This is a genomic window from Tissierella praeacuta DSM 18095 (genome assembly GCF_900128955.1).
Lineage (GTDB): Bacteria > Bacillota > Clostridia > Tissierellales > Tissierellaceae > Tissierella > Tissierella praeacuta.
Window position 1 is genome coordinate 1 of sequence record NZ_FQTY01000014.1, and the last position, 21028, is coordinate 21028.

Genomic DNA, 21028 nt, shown 5'->3' on the forward strand with positions numbered 1-21028 from the left:
CACGAAGCCCCCCTCAAGATGAGATTTCCCACTTTTAAAGGTAAGACTCCAAGAAGACCACTTGGTAGATAGGTCTCAGGTGTAAGAGTAGCAATACTTTAAGCTAAGAGATACTAATAAGTCGAGGACTTGACCTAAAACATGTTTAAAATGCAAAAGTAGTTTTCGTCTGGTGACGATAGCAAGATGGACACACCTGTACCCATACCGAACACAGAAGTTAAGCATCTTAACGCCGATGGTACTTGGGTGGTAACGACCTGGGAGAGTAGGAAGTTGCCAGGCTACATAAAATTAATAAAAAGCTCTATTACGTTGGTCGTAGTAGGGCTTTTTTATAACCTAACTTAACAGAGATTAATATATACCATCCTAGTAAGTAAATGAATTTGAGTTGCGAGACGTTATAAATTTACGATATGAGGTGATAGTATGAGATATGAAGGTTCATTATATAGACCACCTAGCGAAGCCTATAGTCTAATAGTTCAAGCTACTATAGGATGTACTCACAATAAGTGTACATTTTGTTCTATGTATAAGGATAAAAAATTTAGGATTAGAAATACAGATGAAATAATAGAGGATTTTAAAATAGCAAGGGAAAAATATAAATATGTGAAAAGGATTTTTATTGCAGATGGAGATGCACTAGCAATAAAGACTAAAGAATTAGTAAAGATTTTTTCTTTTGTTAAAGAGTTTTTTCCAGAATGTGAACGAGTAGGAATATACGGTTCTCCTAGAGCCATATTATCTAAAACTAATGAAGAATTAGATAAACTAAAATCTTTAGGATTGGGAATTATATATCTTGGGGTAGAATCCGGGTCAGATAAAATATTAAAAGATATCAAAAAAGGTGTTACTAGAGAAGAGATGGTTAGGGCAGGGAAAATGGTAGTTAAATCAGGTATAGAACTTTCCATAACCCTTATTTCTGGAATAGGAGGACAGAAGGACTCCTATGAACATGCAGTAGAGTCTGCTAAAATAATTAATGAGATAAATCCTAATTATGTAGGACTTCTTACTTTGTTAGTTGAGGAAAATACCCCTCTGTATGAGGATGTAAAAAATGGGCAATTTACCCTCTTAACTCCTAAAGAAGTTCTTCTAGAAACTAAAAAAATGGTCGAAAATATTACTGTAGAAAATTGTATTTTTAGGTCTAACCACGCTTCTAATTATGTAGCATTAAAAGGAACTTTGCCTAAGGATAAAGATATAATCCTATCTCAGATAGAAGAAGGATTGAAGATAGCTAATTTAGATGAAAAAGATTTATTTAGAAGACTATAGTGATACGATACTTCCAAAGTAGACAGTCTAATTAATTAAAAATTAGATTATCTATTTGGATGTATTTTTTATGGAAATATTTCTATAAAAAAACATTGTATAATTAATCAAACAATGATATAATAGCTGAAGGAAAAATTACCTAGCTTATTGAGTTGAGTCTACTAAAGTTTATTTGGGAACTAAGTTAGGTCATAAAAACTTTTAAATCAGTCCTGTGAGGCTGGAAAGGAGAGAAAATAAATGGTTGATAACGTAATTAAGAAGTCTGTTACTTCAACAGGCGAAGAAATGTCATTATTAGGTAATTCAAAAAAGGTAATATTAGCACTTCAACATCTTATAGCTATGTTTGGGGCAACAGTTTTAGTTCCTATAATAACAGGATTAGACCCATCAATAGCTCTATTCTCAGCAGGTATCGGTACACTTATATTTCATGCTTGTACAAAGGGAAAAGTTCCCGTATTCTTAGGCTCATCCTTCGCATTTATTCCAGTGATTTTAACCGTAAAAGAACTTTATAATGGAGATTTATCTTATGCTCAAGGAGGAATGGTTGTAGCAGGATTAATCTATATCCTTGTATCTTTCTTAATAAAGAAAATAGGTGTAGAAAGAATACAAAGATATCTTGCTCCTCAAGTAGTAGGACCTATGATTATAGTAATAGGTATGAATATGTTACCAGTGGCTTTTGGTATGGCAAAGGAAAATCTTTTTATAGCTGCTATAACATTAGGAACAGCGTTGACTATAAATTTTAAAGGAAAAGGATTTATAAAACAATTAGCAATTTTAATAGCAGTTATAGTTGGATATACAGTTTCATATAAAATAGGAATAGTAAATACAGGAGCAATTCATAAAGCATCTATACTAGCAATGCCAAGTTTTAGATTACCTAAATTTGATTTAGGTGCTATAGCAATTATTGCACCAGTGGTACTGGCAGTATTTATGGAACATTTAGGAGATATAACTACTAATGGCCAAGTGGTAGGTAAAAACTTTATAGAAGATCCAGGTCTAAATAGGACGTTATTGGGAGATGGATTAGCTACTACAGTAGCTACTTTAATAGGTGGTCCAGCAAATACAACTTACGGAGAAAATACAGGGGTACTTGCCATAACTAAAAATTATGACCCATCGATTTTAAGACTTGCGGCAGTATTTGCAGTAGGGTTAGCTTTTATAGCTAAAATAGGAGCTTCCTTATCGACTATACCAACTTCTGTAATGGGTGGGATTTCTTTGATGCTATTTAGTATGATATCCTTAATAGGAGTAAAGACTATAAGAAATCAAGAAGTTAAATTTAACTGGAAAAATATTATTGTAATGGGAACAATACTTACTTTAGGCTTAGGCGGAGAGTATTTATCTAAAAAATTAGGAATTACAATAGGAATTCCAATAAATGAAAATGTAAAGATTGCAGGACTAAGTTTTGCAGCATTAATTGGTATAATAATTAATGCAGTATTGAATAGAAAATAGAATTTAATATATTATATATTAAAATTTATAAAAATTCCTCTCTAAAATAAGAGAGGAATTTTTTTAGTTTAGAATCTTTCCTATATGAGTTTAAAAAGATATTTACTGAGGTGACAAATAATTTTTCTATCTTATTCAGATAGTTTAAAATGAATATTATATAAGAAATTTTTAATGAAACTATTTTGTTAAAATAGACAAAATCACTAATAAAGTATAAAATAGATAACAGAGTAAATTTGAAAAAGGAGTTTTTCTATGAGTAAGAAAATAATAATTATTGGTGGTGGAGCAGCAGGAATGATGGCGGCTTTATCTGTAAAGAGAAATGGTGGAGATGCTTTAATACTGGAAAAAAATGATAGAGTAGGAAAAAAACTTTTAGCCACAGGAAATGGAAGATGTAATTATACAAATAAAAACTTAAATATAAATAATTATCATGGAAACAATCCAAAGTTTGCATACAGTGCATTATCTGAGTTTGATGTAGAAAGAACTATAGAATTTTTTGAAAGCTTAGGTATAACACCAGCCGTAGAAGATAATGGAAAGGTTTTTCCTTTGTCTTTTCAAGCTTCATCTATGTTAGATGTACTGAGATATGAAATAGAAACTCAAGGAATTGAATTAATTACGGAAGCCCAAGTATTTGAGATAAAAAAGAAAAATCAATTTACTGTAACACTTAAAGATAAACGAATATTTGAAGGGGATAGGGTAATTATAGCAACAGGTGGTATGGCATTACCATCTAGTGGTTCTGACGGTAATGGATATAATCTATGTAAGAAACTAGGGCATACAATTACAGAGATATTTCCTGGTTTAGTACAATTGAAACTGGAGAGTAAATTTCTTAGAGCATTAGATGGAGTAAAATTTCTTGGAGTAGCAGGGATATATATAGATAATAAGTTAATATTAGAAGATAGTGGGGATATTCTTTTTACTTCCTATGGTATTTCAGGACCACCAGTACTTCAATTGAGTAGAACTGCTTTAGATTATATGAATAAAGAAAAAAATGTAGAGTTAAGAGTATCTATAATTCATACTAAAACCCAAGAAGAATTATTGGAATACTTAGTAAATAGATTTAAACTTATGCCAAATAAAACTATAGAAATCGCTCTAATAGGACTAATAAATAAAAAACTTATTATTCCCCTACTTAAGGAAACAAATATAGATAAGAATAAAAATGCAGCATCTTTGTCTAAAGATGAGATGAGAAAGCTTTCAGAAATACTTACTTCTTGGAGTTTTAAAGTTATAGGATCTCAGTCTTGGGGAAATGCTCAAGTAACAGCAGGTGGTGTAAATACTGCGGAAGTAGATAATAAAACTATGGAATCAAAAATTGTTAAAGGACTATATATAGTAGGGGAATTGTTAGATATAGATGGAGATTGTGGAGGATTTAATCTTCAATGGGCTTGGTCATCAGGCTATATTGCAGGACTAAATGCAGCTAAGAACTAAGAAAGTGAGGAAACTAAATGCTAAATTTAAATAATAAATTGAAAGAACTACATGAGAATAATAAGCATATAAAAGTATCAATAGTTGGTGCAGGACTTATGGGCAAGGGAATGGTAAGCCAAATGATGTTAGTAAAAGGTATGGAACCTTCTTTAGTTGTTAGCAATCAAATATCTGATGCCGTAGAGGCCTATACTTTAGCAGGTGTATCTAAGGGAGATATTTTAATAGCTAAAACCCTTGATGATATTAATATTGCTATGGAAAATAATAAATATGTTGTAACAGATATAACGGAGTATGCTACTAAGGCAAATTTAGTTGATGTAGTAGTAGATGCTACAGGTGTGCCAAATGCAGGTGCAAAGATAGCAATGGATGCAATAAAAAATAGAAAGCATACTATAATGTTAAATGTTGAAGCAGATGTAGTAGTAGGGCCTATACTCAATAAAATGGCTAAAAAAGCAGGAGTAGTATATACAGGTACAGCAGGAGATGAGCCAGGTGCAGTTAAAGAAATCTTTGATTTTGCAGAAGCCACTGGATTTGAAGTATTAGCAATTGGTAAAGGGAAAAATAATCCAATAGATTATGATGCAACTCCTGATACTGTAAAAGAAAAGGCATTAAAATCAAAACTTAAACCTCTTAGACTAGCTTCCTTTATAGATGGAACTAATACTATGGTGGAAATGGCAGCAATGGCAAATGCTACAGGATTTATACCAGATATACGAGGAGGTTATGGACCAACAACTGAAGTAAATAATTTACCAAAGATATATAGTCTTAAAGAACATGGGGGAATATTAAACAAATATAAAATAGTAGATTATGCCCATGGTATAGCTCCAGGAGTATTTGTCATTGTAACTACATCACTTCCCCAAGTTCATCATGAAATGCAGTTTTTAAAGATGGGATCGGGACCAAATTATGTACTTTATAGACCATATCATTTAACGAGTTTAGAAACACCAATATCAATAGCAAAGGCTTATTTTTATAATGAGGCTACAATTGCACCTATTTATGACAGACCAGTAGCCGAAGTAATTACAATGGCTAAAAAAGACTTAAAGAAAGGTGAAAGTCTAGATGGCATAGGTGAATATACAGTACTGGGAAGTATAGACATATACGAAGTAGCAAAAAAAGAAAACTTAGTACCAATAGGTCTTATAAATGACAATGCAATAGTTAAGAAAGATATTAAAAAAGGTGAATTTATTACTTATGACATGGTGGAATTAGATACATCTACAGATATATATAAATTAAGGAAGATGCAGGAAGAAATATAACTCTAAGTTTGACATAAACTAATATACATGGTAACATGATGACTGTAATTTAATAATCAAAAATAGGTTCTACGGACTGTTGGTCCATAGATTAAAAGGGAAGATGGGTATAAATCCCACACGGTCCCGCCGCTGTGATAGTGTAGTCTTTTCCATATACCACTGGGAAACTGGGAAGGTGGAAAAGATGCTAATGCTTAAGTCAGAATACCTGCCTATTTTTAATTACTATGACTTTACGGAAGATAAAGAGTAGGTCAAAATTATCTGTTTATAAACAACCCTATTACTATCTAGTTAAAGGGTTGTTTTTTGAATTAGCAGGAGGAAAAAATATGGAAATGAGTAATTGGATATGAAAAATGATTTTGGGAAGGAAGTTAAACAAGGATTATTTAAAGGGCTGCCTGTTTATATAGGTGTTTCTACTATGCTTTTTATAGTATTAATATTTTCTATGTTGTTATCTATAGCTATGGGTTCAGTTCATATTTCCATAAAAGATATATATAAGATTATAAATTTTAAGATATTCTCTATAGGAAACCAAAATGAACTTCCTAGCAATGCTATAATAGATATTATATGGTTTATAAGACTTCCACGAATTATATTGTCTATTTGCATTGGTATGGGTTTATCTATATCGGGAATAGTGATGCAGGCTATAGTCAAAAACCCATTGGCAGATCCTTATATTTTAGGCATATCTTCTGGTGCATCTTTAGGTGCAACTTTAGCTATTATGTTAGGAGTAGGTATTTTTCTTGGGCCTAATTATGTTGGAATATGTGCTTTTATAGGAGCCTTTACTATATCTATACTGGTAATGATTATGGCTAATGTCAATGGAAGATCTAACTCAACAAAACTATTATTATCGGGTATGTCTCTTAATACATTATGTTCGGCTTTTTCTAGTTTTATAATATATTTTTCTAAGAATAAGGAAGGCATAAAAACTATTAGCTATTGGTTAATGGGTAGTCTTGCAGGAGTTAAGTGGGAGGACATAAGATTGATATTGCCTATAGTAATACTTGCTACTATTTTTTTTATGACCCAGTATAGGACATTAAATCTAATGCTTCTTGGTGATGAGGTTTCTATTACATTGGGAAAAGATTTACATAGATATCGACTTGCGTACTTAATTATAATATCCTTAGTTATAGGGTTGACAGTATATTCATCAGGAATTATTGGATTTGTAGGGCTTATTATTCCGCATATTGTTAGAATATTATTTGGAACAGACCACAAAAAGAATATTTTAATTACTGCTTTAATAGGATCAATATTTTTAATATGGGCTGATATTTTAACTAGGACAATAATACCAGGTAGTGAGTTGCCAATAGGTATCATTATATCTATGATAGGAGCTCCAACTTTTATTTATTTAATTATTAATAAGTCATATGGTTTTGGGGGTAAGAGATAGTGGAACTTAACTCTAAAGGATTAAATGTATTTTTAGGTGGCAAGCAAATATTAAAAGATTTAGATATGTATATAAGTAATAAAGAATTTGTTGGGATAATTGGACCTAATGGATGTGGTAAAAGCACTTTACTGAGAACCTTTTATCGTATATTGAAACCTAAAGGGGGAACTATATTAATAGATAATAAAAATATACATGAACTTCCACTAAAAGAAACTGCAAAAGATATTGCAGTAGTTTCGCAACATAATGATCATGACTTTGACTTTTCAGTGTTGGATATGGTTTTAATAGGCAGAACACCCCATAAGAGATTCCTAGAAAAAGATAATCTAGAGGACTATGAAATAGCTTTGGATTGCCTAAGGAAAGTAGAGATGCAGGATTTTATAGATAGAAAATATAATAGCTTATCTGGTGGAGAAAAACAGAGGATAATTTTAGCTAGAGCCTTAGCTCAAAAAACTAGATGCTTAATTTTAGATGAGCCTACAAATCACTTAGATATAAAATATCAGCTACAATTTATGTCTATAGCAAAATCTCTCAATATCACAATTATATCGGCTATCCATGATTTGAATATAGCTGCCTTATATTGTGACAAGATATACGCTATGAAGGATGGTAAAGTAGTCAATTATGGAACACCAAGAGAGGTTATAACTGAAAAATTAATAAAAGAGTTATACGATGTAGATTCAAAGGTATCTATAGAACAAGAAACTAATAGGATAAATATAATGTATAAGCCCTTTTATTTAAAGAAATAATTTCTCTTGACAGATGGCTCAGTATTGAGTATATTAATATACAAGTGAAAATATATGCTTTGATAAGGATAGTAGCAAAATAAGTTTATTAAAGAGAGATAATCATTTGGTGTGAGATTATCATAAATAGTTTTGTGAAGATCACCTTTGAGCATAATACCTGAACAGAGTAGGGTATTACGTGAAGACGTTATACTTATTAAGTGACAAGAAGTATTTTTACTTTTTGTAATTTGGGTGGTACCGCGGAAATTTCGTCCCTAAGTCAAAGACTTAGGGATTTTTTATGACCTAACACAACGAACGGTAGTGAGTTTGATGTAGGTCAAACGCAATGAGCACCAAATCTATGCGAGCGTAGCGAGTAAATAGATTTGAGTTGCGAAACTGCGGGAAATGACCTAACACAACGAACGCCAAATTCATGAGAATGATAATGAGCAAATGAATTTGTGCTTCCATATTGTTGTGATTTTATAATGAAAGGATGAAAAAATTGAAAAGGTTTAATGAACTATCAAGTGAACCTGTAAAGGTTAGAGAGCATAATATTAATAAGTATTGGCAAGAGATAGATTTACTTCATAAGTCAGTTACTTCAAGGGATAAAAAGAAACCATATATATTTTATGAGGGGCCTCCCACAGCAAATGGGAAGCCTGGAATACACCATGTAATGGCTAGAACATTAAAGGACTTAACATGTAGATATAAAACTATGCAAGGATACCAAGTAAAGAGAAAAGCAGGTTGGGACACTCATGGACTTCCTGTAGAAATTGAAGTAGAAAAGAAATTAAATTTAAAAAACAAACATGATATTGAGTCCTATGGTATAGAATCCTTTAATAAGCAATGTAAAGATTCGGTTTTTCAATATGAGAAACTTTGGAGAGATATGACAGAAAGAATGGCATATCTAATTGATTTGAATAATCCATATATAACTTTAGATAATGATTATATTGAATCCGTATGGTGGATATTAAATAAATTTTTTAAAGAAGGTTATATATATGAAGGACATAAAATATTACCATACTGTTCAAGATGTGGTACAGGATTAGCATCTCATGAGGTTGCACAAGGATATGAAGAAATAAAGACAGATACAGTAGTGGCAAAATTTAAACTTAAAGATAAAAATGAGTATTTCTTAGCTTGGACAACAACTCCATGGACACTTCCATCTAATGTTTCTCTAACAGTAAATGCATCAGAAACATATTTAAAAGTCAAGCAAAATGATGAGATATATTATGTAGGAAAGGTTTTAGCGGATAAAGTATTAGGAGAAGATTATGAAGTATTGGAGGAAATGAAGGGTAAAGATTTAGAATTTACTCCTTATGAGCAACTAATTCCATTTATAAATGTAGAAGGAAAAGCATTTTTTGTAACTTGTGCTGATTATGTAACTACTGAAGATGGAACAGGGATAGTTCATACTGCACCAGCCTTTGGTGAGGATGACTATAATACTGGGGTAAGATATGGTTTACCAGTTATTCAACCAGTATCAGAAGATGGAAAGTTTACCCAAACTCCTTGGGAAGGTAAATTTGTAATGGATGCTGACTTGGATATTATAAAATGGTTAAAAGAAGAAGGAAAACTATATAAAAAAGAAAAGGTAGCTCACAACTATCCCCATTGCTGGAGATGTAAAACACCATTATTATATTATGCAAAACCATCTTGGTATATTGAAATGACAAAGTTAAAAGATAAACTTGTAGAAAATAATAATGGAGTAAATTGGTTCCCATCATTTGTAGGTGAGAAGAGATTTGGAAATTGGTTAGAAAATATTAATGATTGGGCAATATCTAGAAGTAGATATTGGGGGACACCACTTCCTATATGGAGATGTAGTGATTGTGGTCATGTAGATAGTGTTGGCTCTAGGCAAGAACTGGTTGAAAGGGCAATAGAAGATATAGATGAAAATGTAGAACTTCATAGACCATATGTTGATGAAATACATTTAAAATGTGATAAATGTAATGGTACTATGACTAGGGAAAAAGATGTAATCGACGTATGGTTTGATAGTGGAGCTATGCCATTTGCACAACACCATTATCCATTTGAAAATAAAGACATTTTCTTTGATGAACTTTTCCCCGCTGATTTTATAAATGAAGGAATTGACCAAACTAGAGGTTGGTTCTATTCCCTTATTGCAATATCAACATTTGTAACAGGAAAATCACCGTATAAGAATGTATTAGTAAACGATTTAATACTAGACAAGGATGGGAAGAAAATGTCTAAGTCTAGAGGAAATACAGTAGATCCTTTTGAACTGTTTGATAAATATGGCGCAGATGTTTTAAGATGGTATTTAATTTATGTATCTCCACCATGGGTTCCAACAAAATTTGATGAAGATGGACTAAGGGAAGTAGAAAGTAAATTCTTTAGATCTATAAGAAATGTATATAATTTCTTCTCATTATATGCAAATACAGATGGTATAGACCCAAGAGAATTCTTTATCGAATATAAAGATAGACCAGAAATTGACAGATGGATACTTTCAAAATATAATACATTAGTTAAAGATTGCAATAAAGATATGGATGTATTTGAATTAACAAAAGTAGTTAGGGCAATCCAAGAGTTTGTAATAGAAGATTTATCTAATTGGTATATTAGAAGGAATAGAAGAAGATTTTGGTCAACAGAATTAGATGATGACAAGAAAGCTGTATATAATACAACTTATGAAATACTTGTAGGATTATGTAAAATGGTAGCTCCATTTGTACCATTTATTTCCGAGGAAATATATCAAAAGTTGACAGGAGATGAATCAGTACATTTAGCATACTATCCAAAGGTAAATGAAGAATTGATAGATAAAAAAATAGAAGAAAAGATGGATTTAGTAAGAAATTTAGTGGGACTTGGTCGTGCATCTCGTGAATCAGTAAAGATAAAAGTACGACAACCACTTAAAGAAGTAGTAATAGACGGGAAATATGAAGAACAAATAAAAGACTTAGTGCCATTAATTATGGAAGAGTTAAATGTTAAAGAAGTAGTATTTGAAAAGGATTTATCTCAATTTATGAACTACTCCTTAAAACCAAATTTTAAAGTAGCAGGTTCAATACTTGGAAAGAAGATTAAATCATTTGGTAAAGCATTAAATGAATTAAATGCCCGTGATACTGTTGAAAGATTAGAAGCAGGTGAAAAAATAGTTCTAAATCTAGATGGAGAAGATACAGAAATAGAAAAAGACTATGTATTGGTTACTATAGAATCTAAAGAAGGCTTTGATGTAGCTATGGAAAACAATCTATTTGTAATTTTAGATACAACTCTAACTCCTGAGTTAATTAATGAAGGCTATGCAAGGGAGTTTGTATCTAAGATTCAACAAATGAGAAAGAGTAATGGCTATGAAGTTCTAGATAATATCAATATATTCTATGATGGTTCTGATGAAATCAAAAAAGCTATAGATGAATTTGAAGAGTTTATCAAATCAGAAACTCTAGCTAAATCAATAGAAAGAATAACAGATGAAAACATAGAAAAACAAGATTTAAATGGTCAAATGACAGGAATAAGACTGGAAAGAATAGAATAGAAATTAGAACAAGGTAGATAGCAGCAGTTATCTACCTTGTTTATAACTAACAGGAAATTTTTATTTTTCAAAAGCAATTTAATTCTAAGTGTTTTCATAAAAGATAATGTGTACTTATATAAGCTTTTAAAAAGGGGGAATTACCATGTTGATACCATTTGATAAATTCTCAGATATTTTTGACACTAAACCATTTATAACAGAAGAAGTTAGGTTCAATTTGATGCACCGTATCAGGGAGTCGGAGAATCCTATTTTGATTAAAAGCGAAAATGGAAAAATTATTATTGCACAATCTTCACCACAGTACCCTGCATGGATATGGACAAGTAAAGATATAGAAGAACAAGAATATAAAGAGTTAGAAGATGGTTTCTATAATTTATTTAAAAAACAAAGTAATTTAAAGTTTATTGCAAAGCCAGAAATAGCCGAAATTTTGGCAGATAATTTTGCAAAGAGAAAGAATATAACTTGGAAGATATCAATGTCTATGGAATCCTATTATTGTCCAAGTATAAAATTTCCAATGAATATCAGTGGCTCAATTGGTAAACCATCTTTGGATGATGTGAATATTATATCTGAATTCTTTGTAGGCTTTATACGAGATTGCTTTGGTATAAGCACCACAGTGGATAAACAATTTAAAGCCGCAAGCTCTTATATACTCAGTGATAATTTCTATGTATGGAGAAATGGTAATGAAATTGTGTCAATGGCTAATATTGCTCATCGTTCTTCTAGACATGGGAGAATAAATGAAGTATATACTTCCCCATCACATCGTAGAAAAGGATATGCAGGGGCATTGGTTAGTGAACTAAGTAAAATTATATATAAGGAGAATAAAATACCAATGCTTTATACGGATTTGTTAAATCCAGCTTCAAATAAGACATATAAGAAGATTGGCTTTGTAGAATGTGGAATAGTAAATCAAGTCAGTTTTGAAGTTTAAGTAATGGGGAAAGATTTATATATTTTTATGAAACAAGGGGAATGGTGAAAACTATTTGCCTTGTTTTATCACTAAAAAGTATTTAATGATAAAAAAAGGAGTTTAGGAAAATTTGTAGAATAGTATTATTGGAAGAAAGTGTGTGAGGAAGTAAAGGGGAGAAAAGGTTTTATAGTGCTAAAGAATGGGGGTTGATTGCAGTAGCACTTAACAAAATATTACCAATCACTATGCATGCTCATACTTTGCAGGAGTCGGCAACTAGAACTGTTATAGTATATCTTAATATAGGATTTAAGTTTTAAGCTGAATTGCTAGGAGGGAAAGATGATGGAACGAGTTAGATTTAAAAACTCAAGAAACTTAAACTTAGTTGGGCACCTATACCCATCTACTTCTGAATCAATAATTATAATGTGTCATGGCTTTATGTCGAACAAGTATTCAAAGGGACGTTTTGAAAGGCTTGCTATGGCATTTAATGAATCAGGTTACAGTGTTTTACTTTTTGACTTTAGTGGCTGTGGAGAAAGTGATGATGATATTCTGACTGTTGAAAAAGAAGTAGATGATCTAAAGTCTGCAATTCAATTTGTAAAATTAAAAGGATATAAAAAAATTGCACTGTATGGTCATAGTCTTGGAACTCTTATTTGTTTGAAAAATTATACTCCTGAAATAATAACAATGGTTTTATCAGGCGCTGCAACTGATTCTATGAAGTATAACTGGTATGAGTTTTTTACAAAAGAACAAATGGAAGAACTGGAGGAAAAGGGATATTTGATACAGTATACGCCAGAAGAATTTCGAAAAAAGACTATAATTGATGAAAGAATTCTAAAAGATTTTGAGTTGATTAATCAGAGGGAGCTATTAAAAGATGTTAATTGTCCAGTTCTAATAATTCATGGCAATAATGATGAAGAAGAAAAATTACTCTACGAAAGATCCAAAGCAGCAATGTCATTACTTTCAAAGGACTCAAAATTAGAAGTTATTGATGGAGCAAATCATAGTTTCCTTGAACATTTTGATATAGTAGTTAAATTAGCTACGGAATGGTTTAAAAAACATCTTTGTTAATATTGCGGGATATAAGTTTTCGTGGGCTAAAGCATCCTATAACAATGTATTTGTGCAAGAGTGCATTAGAGTACAATTTTAGGGCAATAAGTACAATACACTGGTATAGAAGCTACGTTGAAGGTGTTAATCAATCTTATAAATTATTGAGTGGTATGATAAATGAACTGAAGATGCTATATAAAGAATAATTTTAATAATTACATGTTACTTTTATGCTATACATCAAATTATTGAATAAAGAATGAGGATTAGCTTTGATAGTAATTTATTATATAAAGGGCAGAAAGGTAGATATTTATGGCTAAAGTTATCTTATTTAGGGGTAAAGCAGGTGTAGGAAAGACTACATTATCATCAAGGTTAGCATTCCTGTAGTTCGGAAAGATGATGTATACGATTCGATAGCTCATTACATAGAAAATTATGAAATAAGAAATAAAGCTTGCTATGATATTTTATACAGAATTATTGGAACAAATTTATCAAATGGTATTGATATAATAGTTGATGCTGGATTTCATGATATAGATCAGGTATTGCAGTTCAAAAGATGAGTTAAAAGTAAGAAAGGATATTTTATCTTAATATTATGTATATGTAGCAATGAAGAAATTTGGGAAGAAAGATTTAATAAAAGAAAATTAAATTCGCAGTCCAACAATTTAATAACAGATTTCCACAAGTTTAAAATACATTATAAAGATTTAGAAACAGAGCTTTTAGAGAATGAAATAATATTAGATTCTATTGATGATATCTATATATTAATTGAAAAAACATGCAAAGAGATAAATGTTGTTTTAAGTAATAATAGGAATTAGGATAATAATGAAGTTGAAAAGGTAGATAATATCTTTGGAAAATCAATAGCTAAAGTAAGGGGAGGTTATAAGATGAGATATCCATTGTTCCAGACAAAAGAGAAATCACAAAAGATAATTGTTTTTTAGATGAAGAAAAGATAGACATAGTTATGGGTGAGGTTGTAAAGATAGGTAAATATTTTAGGCAGTACATTAAAAGATTTCAAGAAGAATGATAATCAATTAATATTAAAAGATAAAGATTACCAATATGCTTTATAGGATTGTAAAGTATAGTATAATATAATAAAATAAAAAAATTGTGTTTATTGAGAAAATCTAAAGAATATAAGTCTAAGAACCGAATTATATGATATGGTTAACAATACTACAATAGAGAGGAGTGTTAATATAGAAGCAGTAAATATAGAAAGACTAAAAATATTATCTCCTATAATAGCTAGTATTCCCCACGGATCATCTTGTATTACATCTGAAATGGAAAATATCATGATACAAAATGTATTACTTACAAATAATGATTGGTTTTTAAATGAACTTTATGATTTTTTAAATAAGCTAAATATTACAAGGGTATCAGCTAATTATAGTAGATATATAATTGATGTTAATAGAAACATTAATAAAAAAAGTATGGAAGGAGATTATACAGAATCTTTAGTTTATCATAAGACTACATTTGGTAAAAATATTTATGAAAATTCTTTACCAAGTAAAGTAGTTGAAAATAGGATAAAAGAATTCTATGAACCATATCATACTTGCTTATTAAATGAAATAAATAGTAGTTTAAAACAATGGAATAAAGTATATTTATTTGATTTACATAGTTTTTATGCACAATCTACAGCAGATATTGTACTAGGGACGTCTGGTCGAAGTACATGCTCACATGAGTTTTTGGATCATGTCTATAAATCTTTTGTTGATGAAGGTTTCACTGTAAAGATTGACGAAAAGGGTCTTAAGGGAGGATATATAGTATCTCATTATAGTTCTATAGAAAATGTTGAAGCTATACAAATTGAGATACGATATACTACCTATATAGAGGATAGATACTTTGGAGAAGAAGTAGTATATTATAAAGATGATATATTATTTAATAAAACAAAAGAACGTTTAACCAGAGTTTTCAAAAATATCGTAAGGATTGTTGAAGATTGACTAAGTATAAATTGTTGAAAAAACACTAATTAAGTGGAAATGTTTTGAGACATAGATGCATTATATATTTTTACATAATAAAAAATCAAATAATTTAAAGAGGTGTAAAAATGAGACCAATTGATATGCATTGTGATACAATATTAAAGTTAATGGATGATAAAGAAGAATTAGGATTATATGAGAATGATTTAAGTATAGATATTAAGAAACTGAAAAAGGCTAAATCATTAGCTCAATTTTTTGCTATGTGGGTAGATTTCAAAGAAGAAATCAATCCCCTAGAAAGATGCCTTGAGATGATTGATAAATTTCATATAGAAATTGATAAAAACTCACATATTATTTCTTTAGCAACTAATTATAAAGATATAATGAGAAATGATAGTGAAGGTAAAATTTCCGCTGTTCTTACCATAGAAGAAGGGGGCACCATTAAAGGGCAAATACATAATTTAAGGAACTTCTATAGATTAGGAGTAAGAGCAATAACCCTTACATGGAATTCAGTAAATGAAATAGGGTTTCCTAATATAAAAGAAGAATATAGAAGCAGAGGATTAACTAGTTTTGGTGAAGAAGTAGTGTATGAAATGAATAAATTAGGTATACTTATAGACGTTTCTCACCTTTCAGACAAAGGGTTTTACGATGTATCAAGATTAAGTTCAAAACCATTTATTGCATCCCATTCAAACTCTAGAGCCATGAAAGAACATTTTAGAAATTTAGATGATGATATGATAAAAGTTCTGGCAGAAAAAGGTGGGATAATGGGTATTTGTTTTGAGAGGGATTTTTTAGGTGAAAGTGAGAATGCGAGAATAGAAGACATGGTAAGACATATTAAACATATTAGAAATGTAGGAGGCATAGATGTCATAGCATTAGGTTCCGACTATGATGGTTCTCACCCAAATTGTGAAATAAACAATATAGGTGAAATAGAGAAGCTCGCATTTGCATTAAAAGATAATAAATTTCATGATGATGAAATAGATAAGATATTTTACAAAAATGCATTAAGAGTAATTAAAGAAGTATTATAGTCTATTATGAATAGTCAATTATTTTGATTCATTGGAAAAATCAAGAAAATAAAGAAATCTTGATTTTTTCTGTTTATTTTCATTAAATTGATAAAGGAAAGTATGAAAATGATTCAGTTAATGTATTTAATAATCAAACTTATATTTACAAAATTAATAATGAAAAACTATGGTTGATCAAATATGATCTATCTCAATATTTAGAATAGAGTAAACGTGGTAATACTTATATTATCTATATAACTATAGACATAAAATAAGGTTTTATATATACTAATAGACGAGGTGACTTGATTTGAAGCATTATAAAAAGATGTTTTTTGTATCTTTTATAGTTGCATTAGCATCACAAGTTAATATAGGTTTAATAAATAGTGACTTTAGAGTTTCAGCAGGTATAATATTTTTTGTAGCATTTCTTTTTTACTATCATGAACTACAGCCAGTTCAAACTGGAATATTGTCAGGAATAATGGTTTATATCTTAAGGTTAATGGTTTACTATTTAACAAATGGTGATGTAAAGGGTGTAATAATTTCATATCAATTAGAAATATTGTTTTATGCGTTTTATTCTATTATTTATTGTTTACTAATAAATCAGGGAAATAAAAACAATATAAATTTTATATTTTTTATTATGGTTATTAGTGACTTTGGTGCTAATCTTATAGAAGTATTAGTAAGAACAACAATAGATACATCCCCTTCTCCATGGAAAGTTGGGACTACATTATTTTTTGTAAGTATAGTACGTTCTGCTATAGTTTGGCTTGTATTAAATACTCTTAAATATTATAGAATGCTTTTAATGAAAGAAGAGCATGAAAATAGATATAAAAGGTTATTATGGCTAACATCTCAATTGAAAACAGAAATGTACTGGATAGAAAAGAATATGGATCATATAGAAACGGTCATGTCGGAGTCATATGAGTTATTTGAAAAAATCAATCTTAATGAAGATAGAGAAAGTTGGGCAAATAAAGCATTAAACATTGCTAGGGATGTACATGAGATAAAGAAAGAGAATGGTCTAGTAATACGTGGAATAAAAGAAATTACAGAAAATGAACTAAAGGATAAAGGTATGGATTTTAAAGATATTGTTAGCATACTTTTTGAAACTATGAAAAGAGAAATAAAAGGATTAGATAAAGATATAAATCTTGAGTTTATTATAGGAGAAAACTTCTATACTTCCAAACATTATTATCTTATGTCCATGCTGCGAAATCTTATAATGAATGCTGTGGATGCAATACCCAAAATGCAGAAAGAAGCTAAAATTAGTGTAAGACATAAGCTTGATAGAGATCAACATTATTTTATAATCTCCGATAATGGCATAGGTATAGATGAGGAAGGACTAAAGTATATTTTTTCACCTGGATTTTCAACTAAGATAAATTATAATACAGGAGAGGTTAATAGAGGTCTTGGACTTAGTATAGTTCAGTATATAGTAGAGGAACAATTAAATGGTAAAGTAAGTGTTACTTCTATTTTAGGAAATGGAACTAGTTTTCATATATACATTCCGAGAAATGTATTGGAGGAAGATTAAAAATGAGAATATATATAGTGGAAGATGATCCGAATATTATTAGAATTTTGGAAAGAATAATAATGGATAAAAACTTAGGAGATGTAATAGGCAGAAGTGATAATGGATTAGATGCTTTAGAAGAAATACAATTATTGAAGCCAGATATAGTATTAGTTGATTTATTGATGCCTGGTAAAGATGGAATTAGTTTGGTGAGAGAATCTAAGATAAAAAATTCTGATACTCAATATATTATGATTTCACAGGTATCATCTAAGGATATGATTTCTAAAGCATATCAAAGTGGAGTAGAATACTATATCTCAAAACCCATTGATGCTATTGAAGTACAGACTGTAATTAAAAAAGTTACAGAAAAAATCAATATAAACAAGAAATTATTTCAAATTCAGAGTTTGTTTTCTGATGAAACTAAAAATGTTAAAAGAGAACAATCTAGTATAGATGGTATTGAAGGAGTAAAAGCAGTGATGCAAAGAATTGGTCTTATTGGACAATCTGGTAGCCAAGATATTATAAATGTAGCTAAATATTTAATTGATACAAATAAAACTATGGCGGATTATACTATAAAAGAACTCTGCAGTCGCTTTACAGATAATCCTAAGACTATGGAGCAGAGAATTAGAAGAACAGCTACTATCGGTATGGTTAATCTTGCAAATATTGGAATAGAAGATTATATGAATGAGATATTTACTGAATATTCAAATGGACTTTATAATTTTGAGCAGCTAAAAATGGAAATGGATTTTATTAGAGGGAAAAGTAAAAAAAGAGGTAAGGTGAATATAAAAAAATTCATAGATGGAATAGTATATTATGGAAAAAGACAATAAAAAGCTATATAAGAGTTAAATTTAACTCTTATATAGCTTTTTATTATTGACAAAATACTACAAAAAAATCATAAATTTTTATTGTAATTTGAAACTTTCAAAAACTATTTGAATATTGCAGGTTATAATCAATTTATAAATTATAGGACTAATTTATATGTGTGTAAGTGTCAAAAGAATATCAAAAATACTTAAGAAAACAGGAGGTTATATTAATGGATTCAGTAAGAGCAGTAGTTAGTTTTGTAAATACTATTCTATGGGATTATGTATTAATATTTGGACTTATAGGGGTAGGAATTTTTATGACTGTAAGACTTAAGTTTCCACAATTTACAAGATTATTTCCCGCATTAAAGAAAATGATTGAAGGAATAGTTAAAAAAGAGGCAGTAGAGGAAGGGAAAATGTCTCCTTTTCAAGCATTATCAACAGCTGTGGCAGCTCAAGTTGGTACAGGAAATATAGTAGGTGTAGCTACAGCAATAGCAGCTGGAGGTCCTGGAGCCGCATTTTGGATGTTAATATCGGCATTCTTTGGGATGGCTACAATTTTTAGTGAATCAGTTTTAGCACAAAAGTATAGAGAAAATAAAGATGGAGTATTAGTAGGTGGACCTGCTTATTATATAAAAAATGGTTTAAAATCAAAGTTATTAGCAACAATTTTCTCTGTATCATGTATTATTGCATTGGGTATAGTTGGTATCATGGTACAGTCAAATTCAGTAGCTGGCTCAGTTAGCAATGCTTTCGGAGTACCAGTAATAGCAGTTACTATTGGACTTGCAATAGTAGTGGCACTTATATTAATGGGTGGTATGGGAAGGATAGCTTCCTTTGCTGAAACAGTAGTGCCAATTATGGCAGGTGCTTATATATTAGGAAGTTTAATTATTATTGTAATGAATATTGGTAGTTTTATTCCAGCATTAAAAAGTATTTTTATTGGAGCATTTTCACCAGGGGCTATAGGTGGAGGTGTACTTGGTATAACTGTTCAGCAAACTGTAAGGTTTGGTTTAGCAAGAGGACTTTTTTCTAATGAAGCTGGTATGGGTTCAACGCCACATTCACATGCAGTTGCTGACACTAAGCATCCAGCTGAACAAGGTTTTACAGCAATGATAGGAGTATTCATATCAACATTTTTAATTTGTTTATCAACAGTTATGGTAAATATTACATCAGGTGCCTATAATTCTAGCATATCAGCTGTTGAAATGACTCAAAACGCAACTGTAATGACACAAAGTGGTTTTACTGCTGGATTTGGTACCTTTGGAGGAATGTTTTTATCAATATGTTTATCATTTTTTTCACTTACTACAATAGTAGGATGGTATTTCTTTGCTGAATCAAATGTAAAACATATATTAAATACAAATTCAATTATTATCAATGGATTTAAAGGTATAGTGCTTACGGCTTTAGTAGTTGGTACACTAATAGATGCTACATTTGTATGGGAACTTGCTGATATGTCTATGGGAATAATGGCTGTACCAAATATCATAGCATTATTCTTATTATCTAAAGAAGTTAAAAACATACTTGATGATTATGATTCAAAGGTATTAAAAGGAGAACTTCACTGGGAATATGAATATCAGAATCTTGATAAAAAGAAAGATAATAGAAAAGCTATATTAAGAAAAGGATTGAGTACTACTTTATTAAAATAATAAATTTTATGATACATTAGGACACGCAGGGATAATCCCAAATCAGTCAAGGTAGATAGCTAAAGCTGTCTACCTTATTTGTATCTATATATTAGATAGATGATATATAAATTTTTATAATAAAAATATTTTATGAAAAGAGTTAGGGATTTAATGTAATATATGGACATGTTATTAATTAAATGTTACAATCAGCATAATAAAACTTTAATGGGGAGGTACTACTCTAGTATAGAAATGGTTGAACTTGAAACAATGAAAATGGATTTTGAAGTTACTAAGAATTATAATGTGGATTGCATAGTAAATGAAGTTATACAGTATTAACTAAATTATATTATATACAATAATAGTCAGATCTACATAGGGGATTAGAAATAGTAAGTACTTGGATAGTAGAGTTAGAAGAAAGTCAACTCAAGA

At 30.1% G+C, this 21028-nt stretch carries 15 protein-coding genes, 2 rRNA genes, 1 riboswitch and 1 other annotated feature; all 17 genes read left to right on the top strand.

Features of this window, described 5'->3' with window-relative positions:
- A 23S ribosomal RNA gene (locus BUB33_RS11780) occupies positions 1–137 on the top strand; the annotation flags it as partial.
- A 31-nt stretch (positions 138–168) separates the two neighbouring features.
- Positions 169–285 (top strand): 5S ribosomal RNA (gene rrf / locus BUB33_RS11785).
- Between the two features lie 147 nt (positions 286–432).
- The gene (locus tag BUB33_RS11790; protein ID WP_072976615.1) at positions 433–1302 is read left to right on the top strand and encodes a radical SAM protein; all 870 of its coding nucleotides are present in this window, start codon (positions 433–435) and stop codon (positions 1300–1302) included.
- A 243-nt stretch (positions 1303–1545) separates the two neighbouring features.
- Entirely contained in the window at positions 1546–2805 is a 1260-nt protein-coding gene (locus BUB33_RS11795) for a uracil-xanthine permease family protein (RefSeq protein WP_072976617.1), read from the top strand.
- Positions 2806–3063: 258 nt separating this feature from the next.
- Positions 3064–4290 carry a BaiN/RdsA family NAD(P)/FAD-dependent oxidoreductase gene (locus BUB33_RS11800; RefSeq protein WP_072976619.1) on the top strand — a complete coding sequence of 409 codons (1227 nt, stop codon included), beginning with the start codon at positions 3064–3066 and terminating at the stop codon, positions 4288–4290.
- 17 nt (positions 4291–4307) lie between these two features.
- Complete coding sequence (locus BUB33_RS11805) at positions 4308–5597, top strand: NAD(P)H-dependent oxidoreductase (protein WP_072976621.1); 1290 nt, start codon at positions 4308–4310, stop codon at positions 5595–5597.
- A gap of 47 nt (positions 5598–5644) precedes the next feature.
- Positions 5645–5830: riboswitch (cobalamin riboswitch) on the top strand.
- 122 nt (positions 5831–5952) lie between these two features.
- Positions 5953–7041 (top strand): FecCD family ABC transporter permease, encoded by a 1089-nt coding sequence (locus tag BUB33_RS11810; protein WP_072976623.1) that lies wholly within the window; start codon positions 5953–5955, stop codon positions 7039–7041.
- Positions 7041–7817, top strand: a complete 777-nt coding sequence (locus BUB33_RS11815) for an ABC transporter ATP-binding protein (RefSeq protein WP_072976626.1) — start codon at positions 7041–7043, stop codon at positions 7815–7817. Before BUB33_RS11810 ends, BUB33_RS11815 begins: the two co-directional genes overlap by 1 nt.
- A 50-nt stretch (positions 7818–7867) precedes the next feature.
- Positions 7868–8082 (top strand) — a binding site (T-box leader).
- A gap of 231 nt (positions 8083–8313) precedes the next feature.
- Positions 8314–11421: an isoleucine--tRNA ligase gene (gene ileS / locus BUB33_RS11820; protein WP_200778212.1), complete on the top strand. Its 3108-nt coding sequence runs from the start codon at positions 8314–8316 to the stop codon at positions 11419–11421.
- 145 nt (positions 11422–11566) lie between these two features.
- Entirely contained in the window at positions 11567–12382 is an 816-nt protein-coding gene (locus tag BUB33_RS11825) for a GNAT family N-acetyltransferase (RefSeq protein WP_072976631.1), read from the top strand.
- Between the two features lie 330 nt (positions 12383–12712).
- Positions 12713–13468 carry an alpha/beta hydrolase gene (locus BUB33_RS11830; RefSeq protein ID WP_072976633.1) on the top strand — a complete coding sequence of 252 codons (756 nt, stop codon included), beginning with the start codon at positions 12713–12715 and terminating at the stop codon, positions 13466–13468.
- A 1181-nt stretch (positions 13469–14649) separates the two neighbouring features.
- Positions 14650–15462, top strand: a complete 813-nt coding sequence (locus BUB33_RS11835) for an N-formylglutamate amidohydrolase (RefSeq protein WP_072976635.1) — start codon at positions 14650–14652, stop codon at positions 15460–15462.
- A gap of 110 nt (positions 15463–15572) precedes the next feature.
- Positions 15573–16511, top strand: a complete 939-nt coding sequence (locus BUB33_RS11840) for a dipeptidase (RefSeq protein ID WP_072976637.1) — start codon at positions 15573–15575, stop codon at positions 16509–16511.
- A gap of 295 nt (positions 16512–16806) precedes the next feature.
- Complete coding sequence (locus BUB33_RS11845) at positions 16807–18078, top strand: ATP-binding protein (RefSeq protein ID WP_234950044.1); 1272 nt, start codon at positions 16807–16809, stop codon at positions 18076–18078.
- A gap of 2 nt (positions 18079–18080) precedes the next feature.
- Positions 18081–18920 carry a DNA-binding domain-containing protein gene (locus BUB33_RS11850; protein ID WP_072976639.1) on the top strand — a complete coding sequence of 280 codons (840 nt, stop codon included), beginning with the start codon at positions 18081–18083 and terminating at the stop codon, positions 18918–18920.
- Positions 18921–19135: 215 nt separating this feature from the next.
- Positions 19136–20605: an alanine/glycine:cation symporter family protein gene (locus BUB33_RS11855; RefSeq protein WP_072976641.1), complete on the top strand. Its 1470-nt coding sequence runs from the start codon at positions 19136–19138 to the stop codon at positions 20603–20605.
- 162 nt (positions 20606–20767) lie between these two features.
- The gene (locus BUB33_RS16100) at positions 20768–20932 is read left to right on the top strand and encodes a hypothetical protein (RefSeq protein WP_159429194.1); all 165 of its coding nucleotides are present in this window, start codon (positions 20768–20770) and stop codon (positions 20930–20932) included.
- Positions 20933–21028 lie beyond the last annotated feature (96 nt).

Bases quoted from the DNA above. Each gene is read 5' to 3' on its own strand.
- BUB33_RS11790 (WP_072976615.1), top strand. From the start codon at position 433: ATGAGATATGAAGGTTCATTATATAGACCACCTAGCGAAGCCTATAGT.
- BUB33_RS11795 (WP_072976617.1), top strand. From the start codon at position 1,546: ATGGTTGATAACGTAATTAAGAAGTCTGTTACTTCAACAGGCGAAGAA.
- BUB33_RS11800 (WP_072976619.1), top strand. From the start codon at position 3,064: ATGAGTAAGAAAATAATAATTATTGGTGGTGGAGCAGCAGGAATGATG.
- BUB33_RS11805 (WP_072976621.1), top strand. From the start codon at position 4,308: ATGCTAAATTTAAATAATAAATTGAAAGAACTACATGAGAATAATAAG.
- BUB33_RS11810 (WP_072976623.1), top strand. From the start codon at position 5,953: ATGAAAAATGATTTTGGGAAGGAAGTTAAACAAGGATTATTTAAAGGG.
- BUB33_RS11825 (WP_072976631.1), top strand. From the start codon at position 11,567: ATGTTGATACCATTTGATAAATTCTCAGATATTTTTGACACTAAACCA.
- BUB33_RS11830 (WP_072976633.1), top strand. From the start codon at position 12,713: ATGGAACGAGTTAGATTTAAAAACTCAAGAAACTTAAACTTAGTTGGG.
- BUB33_RS11835 (WP_072976635.1), top strand. From the start codon at position 14,650: ATGGTTAACAATACTACAATAGAGAGGAGTGTTAATATAGAAGCAGTA.
- BUB33_RS11840 (WP_072976637.1), top strand. From the start codon at position 15,573: ATGAGACCAATTGATATGCATTGTGATACAATATTAAAGTTAATGGAT.
- BUB33_RS11850 (WP_072976639.1), top strand. From the start codon at position 18,081: ATGAGAATATATATAGTGGAAGATGATCCGAATATTATTAGAATTTTG.
- BUB33_RS11855 (WP_072976641.1), top strand. From the start codon at position 19,136: ATGGATTCAGTAAGAGCAGTAGTTAGTTTTGTAAATACTATTCTATGG.
- BUB33_RS16100 (WP_159429194.1), top strand. From the start codon at position 20,768: ATGGACATGTTATTAATTAAATGTTACAATCAGCATAATAAAACTTTA.